We start from the raw sequence: 16,841 nt of genomic DNA on the forward strand, positions 1-16,841 counted from the left end.
GCTCAGAATTTTTCGAAGTCGCTTTCGCTGAAGCTGACCGGCTTGCCGATCGTGACGCGACCGGATGAACGTACCGCCTTGGCGCGTGGCGCAGCGCCCGTCACCGCAACCAGCTTGGGTGCCGCACTGCGCCTGGGGGCCGCGGTGGAGGTCGCGCCGACATTGAAGAAGCCCATCAGCTCCTGCAGCTGGCCGGCCTGTCCGCCGAGCTCCTCGGCGGTGGCGGCGAGCTCCTCGGAGGCCGAGGCGTTCTGCTGGGTGGCCTTGTTGAGCTGTCCCATGGCGTTGTTGATCTGGCCGACGCCGGCGGTCTGCTCCTGGCTGGCCGAGGCGATCTCCTGCACGAGGTCGGAGGTCTTGTTGATCGAGGGCACCATCTCGTCGAGCAGCTTGCCGGCGCGCTCGGCCAGGGTGACCGAGTTGCCGGCGAGCTGGCCGATCTCCTGGGCGGCGACCTGGCTGCGCTCGGCGAGCTTGCGCACCTCGGCCGCGACCACCGCGAAGCCCTTGCCGTGCTCGCCGGCGCGGGCCGCTTCGATCGCGGCGTTCAGGGCGAGCAGGTTGGTCTGGTAGGCGATGTCGTCGATGATGCCGATCTTGCCGGCGATGTTCTTCATCGCCTCGACGGTGGATTTGACCGCCTGGCCGCCTTCGCCGGCCTCGGCCGAGGACTTGCTGGCCATGGCGTCGGTGATCTTGGCGTTCTCCGAGTTCTGGTTGATGGAGGCGCTCATCTGCTCGATCGAGGCCGAGGTTTCCTCGACGCTGGCGGCCTGCTCGGAAGAGGACTGGGACAGGCTCTGTGCGGTGGCCGAGACCTGGCCGGCGGCGTTGGTGAGCGCATCGGCCGCGCCGCGGACCTGCTCGATGATCTCGGCGAGCTTGTCCATCGAGTCGTTGACCGCGTGCTGCAGCACCTGGAAGTCGCCGGCGTAGTCGTCGGTGATCTTCTGGGTGAGGTCGCCGCCCGAGAGCGCGACCATGACGCGCTTGACCTCGTCGATGGGGGCGATGACCGCATCGAGGGTGGCGTTGACGCCCTGGACGATGCGGGCGTAGTCGCCCTGGTGGCGGCTGGCGTCGGCGCGGGTGGACAGGCGGCCCTCGACGGCGGCCTGGGCGAGCATGTTGGCGTCGGTGACGAGGGCGTTGACGGCGTCGATGGCGGTGTTGAGGTTGTTCTTGATGGTGTTGAAGTCGCCGTTGTAGCTGTCGGTGATGCGCGGCGGGATGGCGCCGCGGGCGATCTGCTCGACATAGTCGGCGGCGACGTTCAAGGGCCCGATGACGGCGTCCAGCGTGGCGTTGACGCCTTGCACGATCTTATGGAAGTCACCCTGGTGCCTGGAGGCGTCGGCGCGGGTAGCGAGCTTGCCGGCCACCGCGGCCTCGGACAGCATGCCGGCGTCCGCGATCATGCGCTTGACGCTGGACTGGACGTCGGCGACCGCGCGGACGACTTCGCCCACCTCGTCCCTGGCGTCGGACTTGAGGTCGAAGTTGAAGTCACCTTGGGCCATCTTCTTCGCGGCCGCGCTCACCTCGCTTACCGGGCGGGTGATGGAGCGCGTGATGAAGGTCGCGAAGCCAATTCCGATGACGAGTGCGCCGGCGAGCAGGCCCAGCAGCAGCATGACCGAAGCATCGGCCTGCGCTTCGGCGTGCTGGCCGGTTTCCCGCGCCAGGTTGTTCTGGAAGTCGATGAACCGGGCCAGTGTGTCCCGATAGGCGATGTAGGCCTGCCGGTACTCGGGGAAGATCTCGCCCGCGCGGTCGAAGTTGCGCTGCTGGATCTGCGCTTCGAAGCGCTGCTGAATGCCAACAAAAGCCTGACGTGCAGATTTCACCTGCTCGAGGAGTTGCGTGCCTTGGCTGCTGTAGGCCATGCCATCCAGCTTCTCCAGGCCCTGGATGATCTTTTGCCGCTCCTCCGTCGTCCTTTGCAGGAAGCCTTGCAGCGAGCTGTCGGATTGCAGCGCGGTGATCATCATGTTTCGGTGCTGCAGGCCGAGTTCGTTGACCGAATTGATGATTTCGTTGGCCAAGGCAACCTTCACGTTCTTGTCACCGACCAGGTCGGCGACGCTACCTTGTAATGCCTGCAGTCGCAGGCTGCCCATCACGGCGGTAGTCAGCAACAGCAAGAGGACGACGGCAAAGCCGATGCCGAGGCGCGTGCCGATCTTGAGGTTCTTCATGTTCAACTCCGGGTTGATCTGGAAGGCTTGCCAGCCCTCAGGAATTCGCGGGGGCCGGGACGGCGCGAGCCTTTCCGGCGGGCTGGGCGCGCTGTTCCTCGCGCGCGGCGCAGCGCTTGACGAGGGCCTGCACATCCAGGATCAGCGCGACGTCGCCGCTGCCGAGAATGGTCGAGCCGCCGATGCCCTTGATGTGGCGGAAGATGCGGCCGAGCGGCTTGATGACAGTCTGGAACTCGCCCATCAGCTCGTCGACGACGATGCCCGACTTGATGCCGGCGTACTGGACGACGACCACGTTCTGGCGCTTGGGTGCCTCGCCCTCGATGGCGAACATCTGGCGCAGGCGCACCAGCGGCAGGACCTCGCCGCGCAAGTTGACGTAGTCGCGCTCGACGCCATCGGCGGCCAGCTCGATGCACTCGACCACGCTGTCGAGCGGGATCACGTAGGCGGCGTCGGCGACACCGACCAGGAAGCCGTCGATGATCGCCAGTGTGAGCGGCAGGCGGATGGCGAAGCGCGAGCCCTGGCCCGCTGTCGAGCTGACGTCGACGCTGCCGCGCAGGCTCTGGATGTTGCGGCGCACGACGTCCATGCCGACGCCACGCCCCGAGATGTTGGTGACCTTCTCGGCGGTCGAGAAGCCGGGTTCGAAGATCAGGTTGAAGATCTCGGTATCGGACAGGGCCTGGCCGGGCTGGGCCAGGCCGCGCTCGATCGCCTTGGCGAGGATGCGGTCGCGATTGAGACCGGCGCCGTCGTCCGCGACTTCGATGACGATGCTGCCCGAGTCGTGGAAGGCGTTGAGCTCGAGCCGGGCGCGCGGCGGCTTGCCTTGCGCCTCGCGCACCCCGGGCATTTCCAGGCCATGGTCCATGGCGTTGCGCACCAGGTGCATCAGCGGGTCACCGATCTTTTCGACCATCGATTTGTCGAGTTCGGTTTCGCCGCCGGTGATGACCAGCTCGACGTCCTTGCCCATCTCGCGCGAGGTGTCGCGCACGACGCGGTTGAAGCGGTTGAAGGTCTCGCCGATCTGCACCATGCGCAACTGCAGCGCGGCATCGCGAATGCCCTCGACCAGCCGGCTGCTGAGGGAGGCCGCCTCGACGAGTTCGCCCATGCCACTGCGGCTGGCCAGCAGGCTGACACCGGCGCCGGCGATGACGAGTTCGCCCACGAGGTCGATGAGGCGGTCGAGCTTGTCGGCCTGGATGCGGATCAGGCGCGCTTCGGCGGCCTTTTTCTCGGTCACCTGCTTTTGCTTGGCGACCGCGGCCTCGACCAGCTCGGGCTGCACCACCTGGTGCTCGACCAGGATCTCGCCGAGCTGCGGTGCGGCGGCTTCCCCGGCGCCAGGGGCAGGTCCCGCCACGGCGTCGGCCGGCTGCTGCTGCTGGAGCAGGCCCTCGTCGAGCTCGGCCTGGGTGAGCGCGCCGACCTTCACCAGGATCTCGCCCAGCCGCATCGTGTCTTCGGGCAGGCCGTTGATGAGCGCGAGGTAGTCGTCGAGGCGGCTGTGCGGCGGCAGGATGTGCAGCGTGCATTCGTCGCGCACGAAGTCGAACACGCGCTCGATGGCGGCCTTGTCGGCGTTGGACGAGAAGCTGATCTCGAAGCCGAGGTAGCAGGCCTCGGGATCCATCTGTGCGGCGGCCGGCATGGCGTCGGCGAGGGTCTCGATGCGCTCGATGCGGCCGATGCTGCCCAGGTAGCGCAGGAAGGACAGGGGGTCCATGCCGTTCTTCAGCACGTCGGGGCCGAAGCGCAGCGAGAGGTGCCAGCAGTCGGTCTCGACCGCGGCGCCGCCGCTGGCCTCGATCGGCGGCGCCATGGCGGCGGGTGGGCCGGAGGCCGGGTCGGCCCGGGCACCCGACAGCCAGTCGCGCTGCAGGCGCGCGAGCAAGGCCTCGCCGTCGGCGGCGAGGTCGGCATCCGGTCGGGCGCCAGCGGGCCCGGCAGCGGCGGATTCGAGCACGCCGAGCAGGTTGCCGATATGGTCGGCACAGCCCAGCAGCAGCGCGATGAGGTCGGCGTCGAGGGCGATGTCGCGGTTGCGCAGCTTGTCGAGGACGTTCTCGACGACGTGGGTGAAGGCGACGATGTAGTCGCATTCGATGACGCCGGCGCCGCCCTTGATGGTGTGCGCGCTGCGGAAGATCGCATTCAGGGTGTCGTCGTCGCCGGGGCTGTTCTCGAGCTGCAGCAGGGCGGCCTCGAGCGCGGCGAGCTGCTCGCGGCTTTCGGTGACGAAGACGGTGGTGATTTCATCCATGGTTCGGCGGCTTCCGGCTCAGGCCTGGTGTGCGGGGATCAGCAGCGGGTCGCCGAACTCGGCGGCCATGTTGTAGAAGTCGAGCAACTCGCGCACGGCCTCGCTGTGGGCGACGATCTGCGCCTGCTTGCCGAGGCAGCGCGCCTCGCGCTTGACCAGCATCAGCAGCTGGAAGCCCGCGGTGTCGATCTCGGCCACCGCCGACAGGTCGATCTCGAGCCGGTCGGCGGCACCGGCGAGGGCGTCGAGCAGTTGCTGCTTGTGGGCGGCGGCGTTGTAGATGCTCATGTCCTCGCCGATCGCGATGCGAGCGGGAGACTTCTTCTTGCGGGCAGGCATGGGGGTTCTCAGAACAGTTCGATCTTCGGGTTGGTGCTGCTCGCTGCGCCGACGGCGGTCTTGCCGATGGCCTCGTCATGGGTCCGGCGTTGCTGCGCCATGACGTAGCGGCTGTAGATCTCGTCCAGGTGCGCGCTGAGCGGGGTGTAGCTGAAGCTCGGGTTGTCGCTCTGCTCGAGGCGCTCGGCGAGCATGCCGAGGTGCTGGTCGAGACGGGAGAGGGCGTCGGCCGTGTGCTCGATCTGCTGCCGGGTGACGTCCTGGAACTGCACGCTGGCGAGCGCATCCATGAACATCGAGGCCAGCTCGTTGCTGCTCTCGCGCACCGTGTCCATCGCCTTCGATTGCGCGCGCAGGATGTCCTCGTAGCTCTGGCCGAGCTCGGCGAGCTGCCCGGCGAACTGGCAGAGGGCGTCGCGCTCCTGGTCGAGGTCGGTGGCGGCGAGCTTTTCCTTGAGCTGGGTCTCGATCGTCGAGGCGACGCCCTGGATGCCGAGGTTGATCGACTGCACGGCCTTCTCGGTCTCGGTCGACAGCTTGCGCACCTCATCGGCCACCACCGCGAAACCGCGCCCGGCCTCGCCTGCGCGCGCGGCCTCGATGGCGGCGTTGAGCGCCAGCAGGTTGGTCTGTGCGGCGATGTCCTTGATCAGCTTGGTCAGCGATTCCAGCGAGCGCGCCTCGTCGACGACCTGGGCGACGCGTTCCTGATCCTGGCGCGCCTCGACGATGCGGTGGTCGATGTATGCCTGCATGCGTTGGATCAGGGTCTGGTTGTTGGCGATGCGCGACTCGGAGCTGTGCACCATCTCGGTGGATTCGTTGGAGCGCTCGGTGACGAAGGTGTTGAGCCGCTCGACCACGTTGTCGATGGTCTGCAGCCGCTCGCTGATGTCGTAGGCGGCCTGCTCGGTCTGCTGCACCACGCTGTCGAGCTGCTTGCGCAACACGTCACTGTAGGCGGGCACACCGCGCAACTCGCTGGCGATCGCATGGCAGACCTGGGTGGCCTGCTCGCGGTTGTGCTGTAGCTTGTCCAGGGTGATCTCCTGGCCGAAGGCGTTGTCGCGGAAGAAGGCCAGCGACACCAGGCGCACACCGAGGTAGGCGGCGAACACGATCATCACCGAGCCGACCGCGTTGCCGAGCGGCTGCGGAATGCCCAGCATCGGCAGGAAGCTGTTGTTGAACCAGTCGTTCAACAACAGCACGGTGAGGCCGGTCGCGAGCGCGATGGCGCTCAGCATGAGCAGCGAGCGACGCAGGAAAGTCGAGGTGCTCATGATCAACGCATGACGAGCTTGATGGTGTTGAGCAACTCGTCGGCCGAGGCGGGCTTCACGATCCAGCCGGAGGCGCCGGCCGCCTTGGCCTCCGCCTTCTTCGACTGCTGTGACTCGGTGGTGAGGAACAGGATGGGCATGAAGCGGTAGCTCGGCAGCTTGCGGACTTCCTTGATGAAGTCGATGCCATTCATGCCCGGCATGTTGAGATCGGTGATCAGCAGGTCGACCTTGACCCCGGCCTGGAACTTCTTGAGTGCGTCGAGGGCGCTGGGGGCCTTTTCGACCGCATAGCCCGCCTTGGACAGGATGCCCGAGATGGACAGCAGGATCGTTGCGGAGTCGTCGACGAGGAAGATGGTTTTCATTGCGGGTGCGCCGTCGTGCCGGTTTTGAGTGGGGAATGCGTTCGAGGGCCCATCAGACCATGCAGCAGGGCGGTGAACCTTGATCAAGGTCTAGGACTGGCCGGGCGTGGCAACTCGAACCGCGTAGGAATTCACGTTTCATGATGGAAACCTTATCGGCCGCGGCGGCGCCGACTTTAGCCGCCGGGGGCGGCGCGCCGCCGCTGTGCGCCCGCATGCGAGGGGCCTTGGCGGTGCGGGTCAGGGCAGCCAAAGCAACGGGATAAATTACTGTTTAAACAACAAAATTCCGTGAAACACGGATGCGGAACCTAGTCGCTCGGGCGTCAAGGGCGTAGAATCCTGGCCCTCGTTAATGCATTGCAGCACGGAGCGCACCATGCTCTACCCCACCCGTTTCGATGTCATCGTGGTCGGCGGCGGTCACGCCGGGACCGAGGCCGCGCTCGCCGCGGCGCGTATGGGCGCGGCCGCGCTGCTGCTCACCCACAACATCGAGACGCTCGGCGCGATGAGCTGCAACCCCTCGATCGGCGGCATCGGCAAGGGCCACCTGGTCAAGGAGGTCGATGCGCTCGGCGGTGCGATGGCCGCGGCCACCGACGAGGGCGGCATCCAGTTCCGCATCCTCAACGCCTCCAAGGGCCCGGCGGTGCGCGCCACCCGCGCCCAGGCCGACCGCGTGCTGTACAAGGCGGCGATCCGGCGCCGGCTGGAGAACCAGCCCAATCTGTGGCTGTTCCAGCAGGCGGTGGACGACCTCACCGTGGTCGGCGACCGCGTCACCGGCGTGGTCACCCAGATCGGCCTGCGCTTCGAGGCGCCGGCGGTGGTGCTGACCGCGGGCACCTTCCTCAACGGGCTGGTGCATGTGGGGATGCAGAACTATTCTGCCGGGCGCGCGGGCGATCCGCCGGCGATCTCGCTCGGTGCGCGGCTGAAGGAACTGAAGCTGCCGCAGGGCCGCCTGAAGACCGGCACGCCGCCGCGGCTCGATGCGCGCACGATCGACTTCTCGGTGATGACGGTGCAGCCGGGCGACGACCCGGTGCCGGTGTTCAGCTTTCTCGGCCATGCCAGCCAGCATCCGCGCCAGCTGCCGTGCTGGATGACGCAGACCAACGAAGGCACGCACGACATCATCCGCGCCAACCTCGACCGCTCGCCGATGTATTCGGGCGTGATCGAGGGCGTGGGGCCGCGCTACTGCCCGTCGATCGAGGACAAGATCCACCGCTTCGCCGACAAGGGCAGCCACAACATCTTCCTCGAGCCGGAAGGTCTGGAGACGCACGAGATTTACCCCAACGGCATCTCGACCTCGCTGCCCTTCGACGTGCAGCTGCAGATCGTGCGCAGCATCCGCGGCCTGGAGAACGCCCACATCCTGCGCCCGGGCTACGCCATCGAGTACGACTACTTCGATCCGCGCAACCTCAAGTCGAGCCTGGAGACGAAGTCGATCGGCGGGCTGTTCTTCGCCGGCCAGATCAACGGCACCACCGGCTACGAGGAGGCCGCCGCGCAGGGCCTGCTCGCCGGCGCCAACGCCGCGCTGCAGGTGCAGGGCTTTGATCCCTGGTGCCCGCGCCGCGACGAGGCCTATCTCGGCGTGCTGGTGGACGACCTGATCACGCGTGGGGTGTCCGAGCCCTACCGCATGTTTACCTCGCGCGCCGAGTACCGCTTGAGCCTGCGCGAGGACAACGCCGACCTGCGCCTGACCGAGAAGGGGCGCGAGCTGGGCCTGGTGGACGACGAGCGCTGGGCGGCCTTCTGCGCCAAGCGCGAGGCGGTCGAGCGTGGCACGGCGCAGCTCAAGGCGGCGTGGGCGCGGCCGGAGGCGATTTCCGCCGACGACCAGCAGCGCGTCCTGGGTAAGGCGCTCGAGCGCGAGCAGCGCTATTTCGAGCTGCTGCGCCGGCCGGAGACCACCTATGCGTCGCTGATGAGCTTGCCCGGCGCGCCGGACGCGCGCGAGACCGACCCGCAGGTGATCGAGCAGATCGAGATCGCGGCCAAGTACCAGGGCTATATCGACCGCCAGCAGGACGAGGTCGCGCGCCAGGCCCAGGCCGAGGCCACCCGCCTGCCGGTCGAGCTGGACTATGCCGAGGTACGCGGCCTGTCGCGCGAGGTGCAGCAGAAACTCAACCAGCACAAGCCCGAGACGATCGGTCAGGCGGGCCGCATCCAGGGGGTGACGCCGGCGGCGATCTCGCTGCTGCTGGTGTGGCTCAAGCGCCGCGAGCTGGCGGCGGGCGCCGGCGACACGCGGCGGAGGCCGGCGGCATGAGCGCTCGGCTGCAGGCCCACGCGGCGCAACTGGCCGAGGGGGTCGCCGCGCTCGGCCTGGCCTTGCCGGCGGAGACCGTCGACCGCCTGCTCGTCTTTGGCGAGCTGCTGCTGAAATGGAACAAGGTCTACAACCTCACCGCGATCCGCAAGCCGCAGGACGTGATCACCCATCACCTGCTCGATTCGCTGGCGGTGCTGCCGCATCTGGGCGCGGTGCACCGGCTGGCCGACATCGGCTCCGGCGGTGGCCTGCCGGGCGTGGTGCTGGCGATCGTGCGTCCCGGCCTGGTGGTGAGCTCGATCGAGACCGTGGGCAAGAAGGCAAGCTTCCAGCAACAGGCCAAGATCGAGCTCGGCCTGGCCAACTTCGGCGTGATCAACCAGCGCGTCGAGCAGGTGCAGGCCGAGGACCTGCCGGGCGGCGCGGCCGAGGGCGTGATTTCGCGCGCATTTTCGAGCCTGGCCGATTTCGTGCGCCTGGCCGGCCATCTGGTCGCCGAACGCGGTGCGCTGTATGCGATGAAGGGCACCCATCCGGCCGATGAACTGGCCGCGCTGCCGGCAGGCTGGGCCCTGAGCGATACGCATGCGCTCGCGGTGCCGGGCCTGGGGGCCGACCGTCATCTGCTGGTCATCCGCCGCACGGCATGAGGCGGCATCGCAGGTCGCGCGCGGCAGTGCGCCTGCTGCGCTGCCGCATTGAAGTACACTCCGGGGGCCGCGCAGTCTGCGCAACCCCTCCAACCGGAACAGCCTGAACCGAACATGGCCAAGATTTTCTGCGTCGCCAACCAGAAGGGCGGGGTGGGCAAGACCACCACCTGCGTCAACCTCGCTGCCGCCCTGCACCAGGCCGGGCAGCGCGTGCTGCTGATCGACCTCGACCCGCAGGGCAACGCCACGATGGGCAGCGGCATCGACAAGCGCGAGCTGAAAAGCTCGGTGTACCACCTGCTGGTCGGCCTGGTCGATCTCGCCGGGGTGCGCGTCGTCTCGACCACCGGCGGCTACGACGTGCTGCCCGCCAACCGCGACCTGGCCGGCGCCGAGGTCGAGCTGGTCAACCTCGACCAGCGCGAGAAGCGCCTGCGCAACGCGCTCGCCGCGTTCACCAAGGACTACGACTTCGTCCTCATCGACTGCCCGCCCTCGCTGTCGATGCTGACCCTCAACGGCCTGTGCTGCGCCACCGGGGTGATCATTCCGATGCAGTGCGAGTACTACGCGCTCGAGGGCCTGTCCGACCTGGTCAACACGATCAAGAAGGTGCACGCCAATCTCAATCGCGATCTCAAGATCATCGGCCTGTTGCGGGTGATGTTCGACCCGCGCGTGACCCTGCAGCAGCAGGTGTCGAACCAGCTCGAGGGCCACTTCGGCGACAAGGTGTTCCGCGCCATCGTGCCGCGCAACGTACGCCTGGCCGAGGCGCCCAGCCATGGCATGCCGGGTGTGGTGTTCGACAAGTCCGCCAAGGGCACCCAGGCCTACATGGCTTTTGCACACGAGATGATCGAGCGCGCCAAGACCTTCTGAATTCCGGAACCGACATGAACAAACCCAGACTCAAGGGCCTCGGCCGCGGCCTCGACGCGCTGCTCGCCGCCAACCAGGAAGAAGAGGCCGACAAGGGCGAACTGCAGTCCTTGCCGATCATCGCGCTGCAGCCCGGCAAGTATCAGCCGCGCACACGCATGGACCCGGGCTCGCTGGAGGAGCTCGCGGCCTCGATCAAGGCCCAGGGCGTGATGCAGCCGATCATGGTGCGTCCGGTGGACGACGATGCCTACGAGATCATCGCCGGCGAACGGCGCTGGCGCGCGGCGCAGATCGCCGGCCTGGCCGAGGTGCCCTGCCTGGTGCGCGAGATCCCGGACGAGGCCGCGCTGGCGATGTCGCTGATCGAGAACATCCAGCGCGAGGATCTTAACCCGCTCGAGGAAGCCGGTGGCATCCAGCGCCTGATCGACGAGTTCGACATGACCCACCAGCAGGCGGCGGACGCGGTCGGCCGCTCGCGTCCGGCGGCGTCGAACCTGCTGCGCCTGCTCAATCTCGCCAAGCAGGTGCAGGAGCTGCTGATGGCGGGCGACATCGACATGGGGCACGCGCGCGCCCTGTTGCCGCTGGATGGCGCCAGCCAGATCCAGCTCGCCAACCAGGTCGCCGCGCGCCAGCTGTCGGTGCGCGACACCGAGCGCCTGGTGCAGCAGATCCTCAACCCGCGCCAGAAGAAGCCGGCCCCCCAGCCCGATCGCGACCTGCTGCGCCTGGAGGAAGAGGTGTCGGATGCGATCGGCGCCACGGTGAAGATCAAGGCCAACAAGAAGGGCGCGGGCGAGGTCACGATCCGCTTCGGCAGCCTGGACCAACTCGAAGGCGTGCTCGGCCGCCTGCGCTAGGCGTCCCCGGCGCGCGCCTGTTCGTCGGCGCGCCGCGCCGTGCCCACGCCACGCGCCTCGTCGATGGCGGCCAGCGGCAGCAGCGCGAGGGCGAACAGCGCGATGCAGAACAGCACCGCGCCCTGCAGCCCGAACAGCCACTGCAGCAGGCCGACGCCGAAGATGCCGAAGATTGCCGCCAGCTTGCTGAACAGCCCCCAGAAGCCGAACAGCTCGGCTGCCCGGTGTTCGGGTGCGAACATGCCCACCAGGGCCCGGCCGACCGACTGGCTCGAGCCCAGGCTCAGGCCGGACAGCAGCCCGGCCAGCAGGAACACCTCCTCGACCGCCAGCGTGAGGCCGAAGCTGCGGTTGAGGGCCGCGGTCAGCGCGCCGACGAAGTAGATCGCCAGGATGGCCGCAATCCACAGCACCAGGGTCAGCGCGTAGGTGCGGCGGCCGCCGAGCCGGCCCTGCAGTGCGCCGAACAGCAGGGCCCCGAGGAGGGCGGTGATCTGCACGACGATGAACATCAGGTTGCGCGTGCCTTCGCTCCAGCCGATGACCTGTGCGCCGTAGATGAAGGAGAAGGCGACGATCACATACACACCGGCCATCGCGAACAGGATCGACACGAACAGCAGGCCGAGGTCGGGGAAGTGCGACACCGAGCGCAGCGTGCCGAGCAGGCGGCCGTAGCCTGCGCGCAGCACGCCGCGATCGAGCGTGCGGTGACGACCGACCGGCGGCTCGCGCAGCCACAGGAAGGTGGGGATGGCGGCGACAAGGAAGAACATCGCCGCGAAGGGCCCCACCCAGCGCATGCGCTCGAAGTTCTCCGCGCTCACCTCGCCCAGGAAGAGCAGCACGAAGCCGGCCGACACCAGACCGCCGGCATAGCCCAGCGCCCACCCCAGCCCCGATATCCGGCCCAGCTCGTCGCTGTCGCCGAGAAAGGGCAGGAAGCTCGCAATGAAGGACTCGCCGACCGAGTAGGCGGTGTTCGACACCACGATGAGCACAAAGCCGAGCCAGATGTGGCCCGGGCTGACGAAGTAGAGCAGGGCGGTGCTCGCCACCGTGAGCAGGTAGCTTGCGAACAGCATGCGCTTCTTGGCCTGCGCGTAGTCCATGATGGCGCCGAGCAGCGGCGCGCTCGCCACCACCAAGGCATAGCTCAGGCACAGCGCCAGGCTCCACAGCAGGTTGCCGAGCCGGTAGTCCGGCGCGTCGCCCACCACCAGGCGGGTGTACAGGTCGCCGAAGATCACCGTGATGATCAGCAGCGTGTACGCCTGGTTGGCGAAATCGAACATGCTCCAGCCGAAGATTTCGCGGCGCGCGGCCTTGCGGGTCGTGATCATGGCGGCGTGGTACAGGGGCGGAGCCGGGCGGTGAGGGCAGGAACAATGTGTTCTGGATCGCCCGCAGGTGATCCAACTTCTATAAGATACACGACGGTTGCTCGAGTCCGTGTTGCGATGCAACCTAAGTTTGACTTTGCTGCGGTAAACCCCTACCATCCGCGGGATTTTGGGCGGTCGCCTGCGAAGAAATGCGCACGGGCGATAAAACCGATGCTTAAAGCCGTCATAATGCAGTTCGTTGCGACACTGCTGGCAGCGCTGATTTCAGCAGCCCTGTTCGGTGTCCCCGGCGCGATTTCCGCGGCGGCTGCAGGCCTGGCGTGCGTGTTGCCGAGCTGGATGTTCGCCATGCGCCTTGCGGCCATGACGCGCCGGACCGGTACGGCGACGGTGACCGCCTTCGTCGCAGGCGAGTTCATCAAAGTCGCCTCGATAGTGGGATTGTTGGTGCTGGTGTGGGCTGTCTATCCTGACCTCCACTGGGGGGGCATGCTGATCGGTCTCATCCTGGCGCTTAAGGCGAACTTATTTGCATTTTTGGTGAAGACCTGACCATGGCTGGAAACGCTCCCACCGCATCCGAGTACGTAATTCACCACCTCGGACATTTCAACAACACTGGGCATCCGCAGGAAAACATCGTCGATTGGAGCGTCATCAACATCGACTCGATGTTCTTCTCCATCGCGCTGGGTCTGCTCACCGTCTTCCTCCTCTGGCTGGCCGCCCGCAAGGCGACCTCCGGTGTGCCCGGTCGCTTCCAGGGCTTCGTGGAGCTGCTGGTCGAGATGGTGGCCGACCAGGCCAAGGGCATCGTGCATAGCGCCGAGTCGCGTCGCTTCGTTGCCCCGCTCGCACTCACGGTCTTCGTCTGGATCTTCTTGATGAACGCGATGGACCTGGTGCCCGTCGATCTGATCCCGATGATCTGGACCGGCATCTACTCCGCGACTGGCGGCGATCCCGCCCACGCCTACATGCGTGTCGTCGCCACCGCCGACCTCTCTGCCGCGCTCGGTCTGTCGATCGGCGTGCTGCTGCTGTGCCTCTACTACAACGTCAAGATCAAGGGCGTTTCGGGCTGGGTGCACGAGCTCTTCACCGCCCCCTTCGGCAGCCATCCCCTGCTCTATCCGATCAACTTCGCGATGCAGATCATCGAGTTCCTCGCCAAGACCGTTTCGCACGGCATGCGACTGTTCGGCAACATGTACGCCGGTGAGCTCGTGTTCATCCTGATCGCCCTGCTCGGCGGCACCGCCACCGTGTTCGGCTTTGTCGGTCATGTTGTTGCAGGCACCGTCTGGGCGATCTTCCACATCCTGATCATCACCCTGCAGGCCTTCATCTTCATGATGCTGACGCTGGTGTACGTCGGTCAGGCGCACGAGAGCCACTAAGTTTCGGTTTCATCTTCAAAGCAGTACCTGGTTTTAAACTCACCTTCCCCACTAAGGAGTTGTCATGGAAAACGTTCTGGGTTTTGTTGCTCTGGCTGCTGGTCTGATCATCGGTCTGGGTGCCATCGGTGCTTGTATCGGTATCGGCATCATGGGTTCCAAGTACCTCGAAGCCTCGGCTCGTCAGCCCGAACTGATGAACGCCCTGCAAACCAAGATGTTCCTGCTTGCTGGTCTGATCGACGCCGCGTTCCTGATCGGTGTCGGTATCGCCATGATGTTCGCCTTCGCCAACCCGTTCCAGCTCTGATCGGTTCGAGTTCATCCTTTATTGAACCAACCTGAGGGCCAAGAACCGTGAATTTGAACGCAACTCTGATAGCCCAGCTCGTTGTGTTCTTCATTCTGGCGTGGTTCACGATGAAATTCGTGTGGCCGCCCATCGTGAAGGCACTGGACGAGCGTGCGAAGAAAATCGCCGACGGGCTGGCAGCTGCGGACAAGGCCAAGGCTGATCTGGCACTCGCCGAGAAGAAGGTCGTCGAGGAACTGCGCAAGGCCCGCGAATCCGCGGGCGACGTGCGTACCTCTGCTGAAAAGCAGGCGAGCCAGCTGATCGACGAGGCCCGCGCCGAAGCCGCCCGCATCATTGCCGCAGCGCGCGAAGCCGCTGAATCCGAAGCCGGCGCCGCAGCGCAACGTGCCAAGGAAGCCCTGCGCGACCAGGTCGCCCATCTGGCCGTTGCCGGCGCCGAGAAGATCCTGCGCCGCGAGATCAATGCCCAGGTGCATGCCGAACTGCTTGCCAACCTGAAACAGGAACTGCAATAAGTCATGGCCGAGAACGTCACCATCGCGCGCCCCTATGCCGATGCCGCCTTCGAGCTGGCTCGCGGGGCAGGTGCGCTGGGGCCTTGGTCGGAAGCACTGGATCGGCTGGCCAGCCTGGCCGCCGATCCCGACATGCAGGCGTGCTTCAAGAATCCCAACCTTTCTGCCGACCAGCTCAACAAGCTGGTGCAGGACGTTGCGGGTGAACTGACCGCCGAACAGCAGAACTTTGTCCGTGTCCTCGTGGACAACGAACGCCTGCTGGTGCTTCCGGAGATCCGTGACCTGTTCGTTGCTCTCAAGAACGAACACGAAGGCGTCCTGGAGGCGGAAATCGCCTCCGCCTTCCCGCTCGACGATGCAGCGCTGGCCGCATTGAAGGCAGACCTCGAAGCTCGCTTCAAGGCCGCCATCAACGTGACGGTCACACTCGCCCCCGAACTGATCGGTGGGGTCCGCATCGCCGTCGGCGACGAAGTCATCGACGCCTCGGTCCGCGGCAAGCTCGCGAACATGGCCGCTGCGCTTAAGAACTAGGAGCATAAATGTCTATGCAACTCAACCCCTCTGAGATCAGTGACCTGATCAAGAGCCGGATCCAGAACCTGCAGCTCGCCGCCACGTCGCGCAACGAGGGCACGGTGGTTTCCGTCACCGACGGCATCACCCGCATCCACGGCCTGACCGACGTGATGCAGGGCGAGATGCTTGAGTTCCCCGGCAACACCTTCGGCATGGCGCTCAACCTCGAGCGTGATTCGGTCGGCGCGGTGGTGCTCGGCGAATACGAGCACATCACCGAAGGCGACACCGTCAAGGCCACCGGCCGCATTCTCGAAGTGCCCGTCGGCCCCGAGCTGGTCGGTCGCGTCGTCAATGCCCTGGGCCAGCCGATCGATGGCAAGGGCCCGATCAACGCCAAGCTCACCGACAAGATCGAGAAGGTCGCGCCGGGCGTCATCGCCCGCCAGTCCGTTTCGCAGCCGGTGCAGACCGGCCTGAAGTCGGTTGACTCCATGGTGCCGATCGGCCGTGGTCAGCGCGAGCTGATCATCGGCGACCGCCAGACCGGCAAGACTGCCGTTGCGGTCGACGCGATCATCAACCAGAAGGGCCAGGACATGTACTGCGTGTACGTGGCCATCGGCCAGAAGGCCTCGACCGTCGCCAACGTCGTGCGCAAGCTGGAAGAGAACGGCGCGATGGAATACACCATCGTCGTCGCCGCCACCGCCTCCGAGTCCGCCGCCATGCAGTACCTGGCTGCCTACTCGGGCTGCACCATGGGCGAGTACTTCCGCGACCGCGGCATGGATGCCCTCATCGTCTATGACGACCTCACCAAGCAGGCTTGGGCCTACCGCCAGGTCTCGCTGCTGCTGCGCCGTCCGCCGGGCCGTGAAGCCTACCCGGGCGACGTGTTCTACCTGCACTCGCGCCTGCTCGAGCGCGCCGCGCGCGTGAACGCCGACTACGTCGAGAAGTTCACCAACGGCGAAGTCAAGGGCAAGACCGGCTCGCTGACCGCGCTGCCCGTCATCGAGACCCAGGCCGGCGACGTCTCCGCGTTCGTTCCGACCAACGTCATCTCGATTACCGACGGCCAGATCTTCCTCGAGACCGACCTCTTCAACGCCGGTATCCGTCCCGCGATCAACGCCGGTATCTCGGTGTCCCGCGTCGGTGGTGCCGCGCAGACCAAGGTCGTCAAGAAGCTGTCCGGCGGCATCCGTACCGACCTCGCGCAGTACCGCGAGCTCGCGGCCTTCGCCCAGTTCGCTTCCGACCTCGACGACGCGACCCGCAAGCAGCTCGAGCGCGGCCGCCGCGTGACCGAGCTGATGAAGCAGGCCCAGTACTCGCCGATGTCGATCGCCGAGATGGCCATCGTGCTGTACGCGGTGAACAACGGCTACTTCGATGACGTCGATGTGGGTCGCGTGCTGGCCTTCGAAGCCGCGCTGCTGCAGTACGTCAAGAGCCAGAAGGCCGATCTGGTCTCCTCGATCCTGAGCAAGAAGGAACTCGACGCCGACGGCGAAAAGACCCTGGCTGCCGCGATCGCCGAGTTCAAGAAGAGCTGGTCCTAAGGCTGGCG

General features: G+C 66.3%; 16 protein-coding genes. 10 read left to right on the forward strand and 6 right to left on the reverse strand.

Translation table 11 applies throughout. The annotated features are described in order from the left end of the window. Positions 1–2 precede the first annotated feature (2 nt). From ACMV5O_RS02545 to ACMV5O_RS02565, 5 genes are read right to left on the reverse strand one after another with little or no spacing between them, the layout of a single operon-like run. Positions 3–2,198, reverse strand: a complete 2,196-nt coding sequence (locus ACMV5O_RS02545; RefSeq protein ID WP_416162008.1) for a methyl-accepting chemotaxis protein — start codon at positions 2,196–2,198, stop codon at positions 3–5. A 37-nt stretch (positions 2,199–2,235) separates the two neighbouring features. After that, positions 2,236–4,476, reverse strand: coding sequence for a chemotaxis protein CheA (locus tag ACMV5O_RS02550; protein WP_416162009.1), 2,241 nt, complete (start codon positions 4,474–4,476; stop codon positions 2,236–2,238). A gap of 18 nt (positions 4,477–4,494) precedes the next feature. Further along, positions 4,495–4,815 (reverse strand): STAS domain-containing protein, encoded by a 321-nt coding sequence (locus ACMV5O_RS02555; protein ID WP_416162010.1) that lies wholly within the window; start codon positions 4,813–4,815, stop codon positions 4,495–4,497. Positions 4,816–4,823: 8 nt separating this feature from the next. Continuing rightward, positions 4,824–6,098: a methyl-accepting chemotaxis protein gene (locus ACMV5O_RS02560; protein WP_416162011.1), complete on the reverse strand. Its 1,275-nt coding sequence runs from the start codon at positions 6,096–6,098 to the stop codon at positions 4,824–4,826. A 2-nt stretch (positions 6,099–6,100) separates the two neighbouring features. Then, entirely contained in the window at positions 6,101–6,466 is a 366-nt protein-coding gene (locus tag ACMV5O_RS02565; RefSeq protein ID WP_324539683.1) for a response regulator, read from the reverse strand. 379 nt (positions 6,467–6,845) lie between these two features. Between ACMV5O_RS02565 and mnmG the strand changes: the two genes are divergently transcribed. From mnmG to ACMV5O_RS02585, 4 genes are all read left to right on the forward strand, one after another. Beyond that, on the forward strand, positions 6,846–8,762 hold the full coding sequence (gene mnmG / locus ACMV5O_RS02570) for a tRNA uridine-5-carboxymethylaminomethyl(34) synthesis enzyme MnmG (RefSeq protein WP_416162012.1): 1,917 nt from the start codon (positions 6,846–6,848) through the stop codon (positions 8,760–8,762). Beyond that, positions 8,759–9,415, forward strand: coding sequence for a 16S rRNA (guanine(527)-N(7))-methyltransferase RsmG (gene rsmG, locus ACMV5O_RS02575; protein ID WP_416162013.1), 657 nt, complete (start codon positions 8,759–8,761; stop codon positions 9,413–9,415). The genes mnmG and rsmG overlap by 4 nt, the downstream gene beginning before the upstream one ends. A 114-nt stretch (positions 9,416–9,529) precedes the next feature. Further along, positions 9,530–10,300, forward strand: a complete 771-nt coding sequence (locus ACMV5O_RS02580; RefSeq protein WP_416162014.1) for a ParA family protein — start codon at positions 9,530–9,532, stop codon at positions 10,298–10,300. A gap of 14 nt (positions 10,301–10,314) precedes the next feature. Further along, entirely contained in the window at positions 10,315–11,166 is an 852-nt protein-coding gene (locus tag ACMV5O_RS02585; RefSeq protein ID WP_416162015.1) for a ParB/RepB/Spo0J family partition protein, read from the forward strand. On the opposite strand, the gene ACMV5O_RS02590 is transcribed toward ACMV5O_RS02585, so the two are convergent. Further along, positions 11,163–12,509 (reverse strand): MFS transporter, encoded by a 1,347-nt coding sequence (locus tag ACMV5O_RS02590; RefSeq protein ID WP_416162016.1) that lies wholly within the window; start codon positions 12,507–12,509, stop codon positions 11,163–11,165. The genes ACMV5O_RS02585 and ACMV5O_RS02590 overlap by 4 nt on opposite strands. A 213-nt stretch (positions 12,510–12,722) precedes the next feature. Between ACMV5O_RS02590 and ACMV5O_RS02595 the strand changes: the two genes are divergently transcribed. The 6 genes from ACMV5O_RS02595 (at position 12,723) to atpA (ending at position 16,833) form a co-directional block, all read left to right on the forward strand. Beyond that, entirely contained in the window at positions 12,723–13,064 is a 342-nt protein-coding gene (locus ACMV5O_RS02595) for an ATP synthase subunit I (protein ID WP_324539695.1), read from the forward strand. A 2-nt stretch (positions 13,065–13,066) separates the two neighbouring features. Further along, complete coding sequence (gene atpB / locus ACMV5O_RS02600; protein ID WP_416162017.1) at positions 13,067–13,912, forward strand: F0F1 ATP synthase subunit A; 846 nt, start codon at positions 13,067–13,069, stop codon at positions 13,910–13,912. Between the two features lie 64 nt (positions 13,913–13,976). Beyond that, positions 13,977–14,222: a F0F1 ATP synthase subunit C gene (gene atpE, locus ACMV5O_RS02605; RefSeq protein WP_002925444.1), complete on the forward strand. Its 246-nt coding sequence runs from the start codon at positions 13,977–13,979 to the stop codon at positions 14,220–14,222. Positions 14,223–14,269: 47 nt separating this feature from the next. Then, entirely contained in the window at positions 14,270–14,743 is a 474-nt protein-coding gene (locus tag ACMV5O_RS02610; protein ID WP_416162018.1) for a F0F1 ATP synthase subunit B, read from the forward strand. Positions 14,744–14,746: 3 nt separating this feature from the next. Further along, on the forward strand, positions 14,747–15,280 hold the full coding sequence (locus tag ACMV5O_RS02615; RefSeq protein ID WP_416162019.1) for a F0F1 ATP synthase subunit delta: 534 nt from the start codon (positions 14,747–14,749) through the stop codon (positions 15,278–15,280). Between the two features lie 14 nt (positions 15,281–15,294). Further along, entirely contained in the window at positions 15,295–16,833 is a 1,539-nt protein-coding gene (atpA, locus tag ACMV5O_RS02620; protein WP_416162329.1) for a F0F1 ATP synthase subunit alpha, read from the forward strand. Positions 16,834–16,841 lie beyond the last annotated feature (8 nt).

Source organism: Thauera sp. WH-1 (assembly GCF_047806685.1).
Classification (GTDB): Bacteria; Pseudomonadota; Gammaproteobacteria; order Burkholderiales; family Rhodocyclaceae; genus Thauera.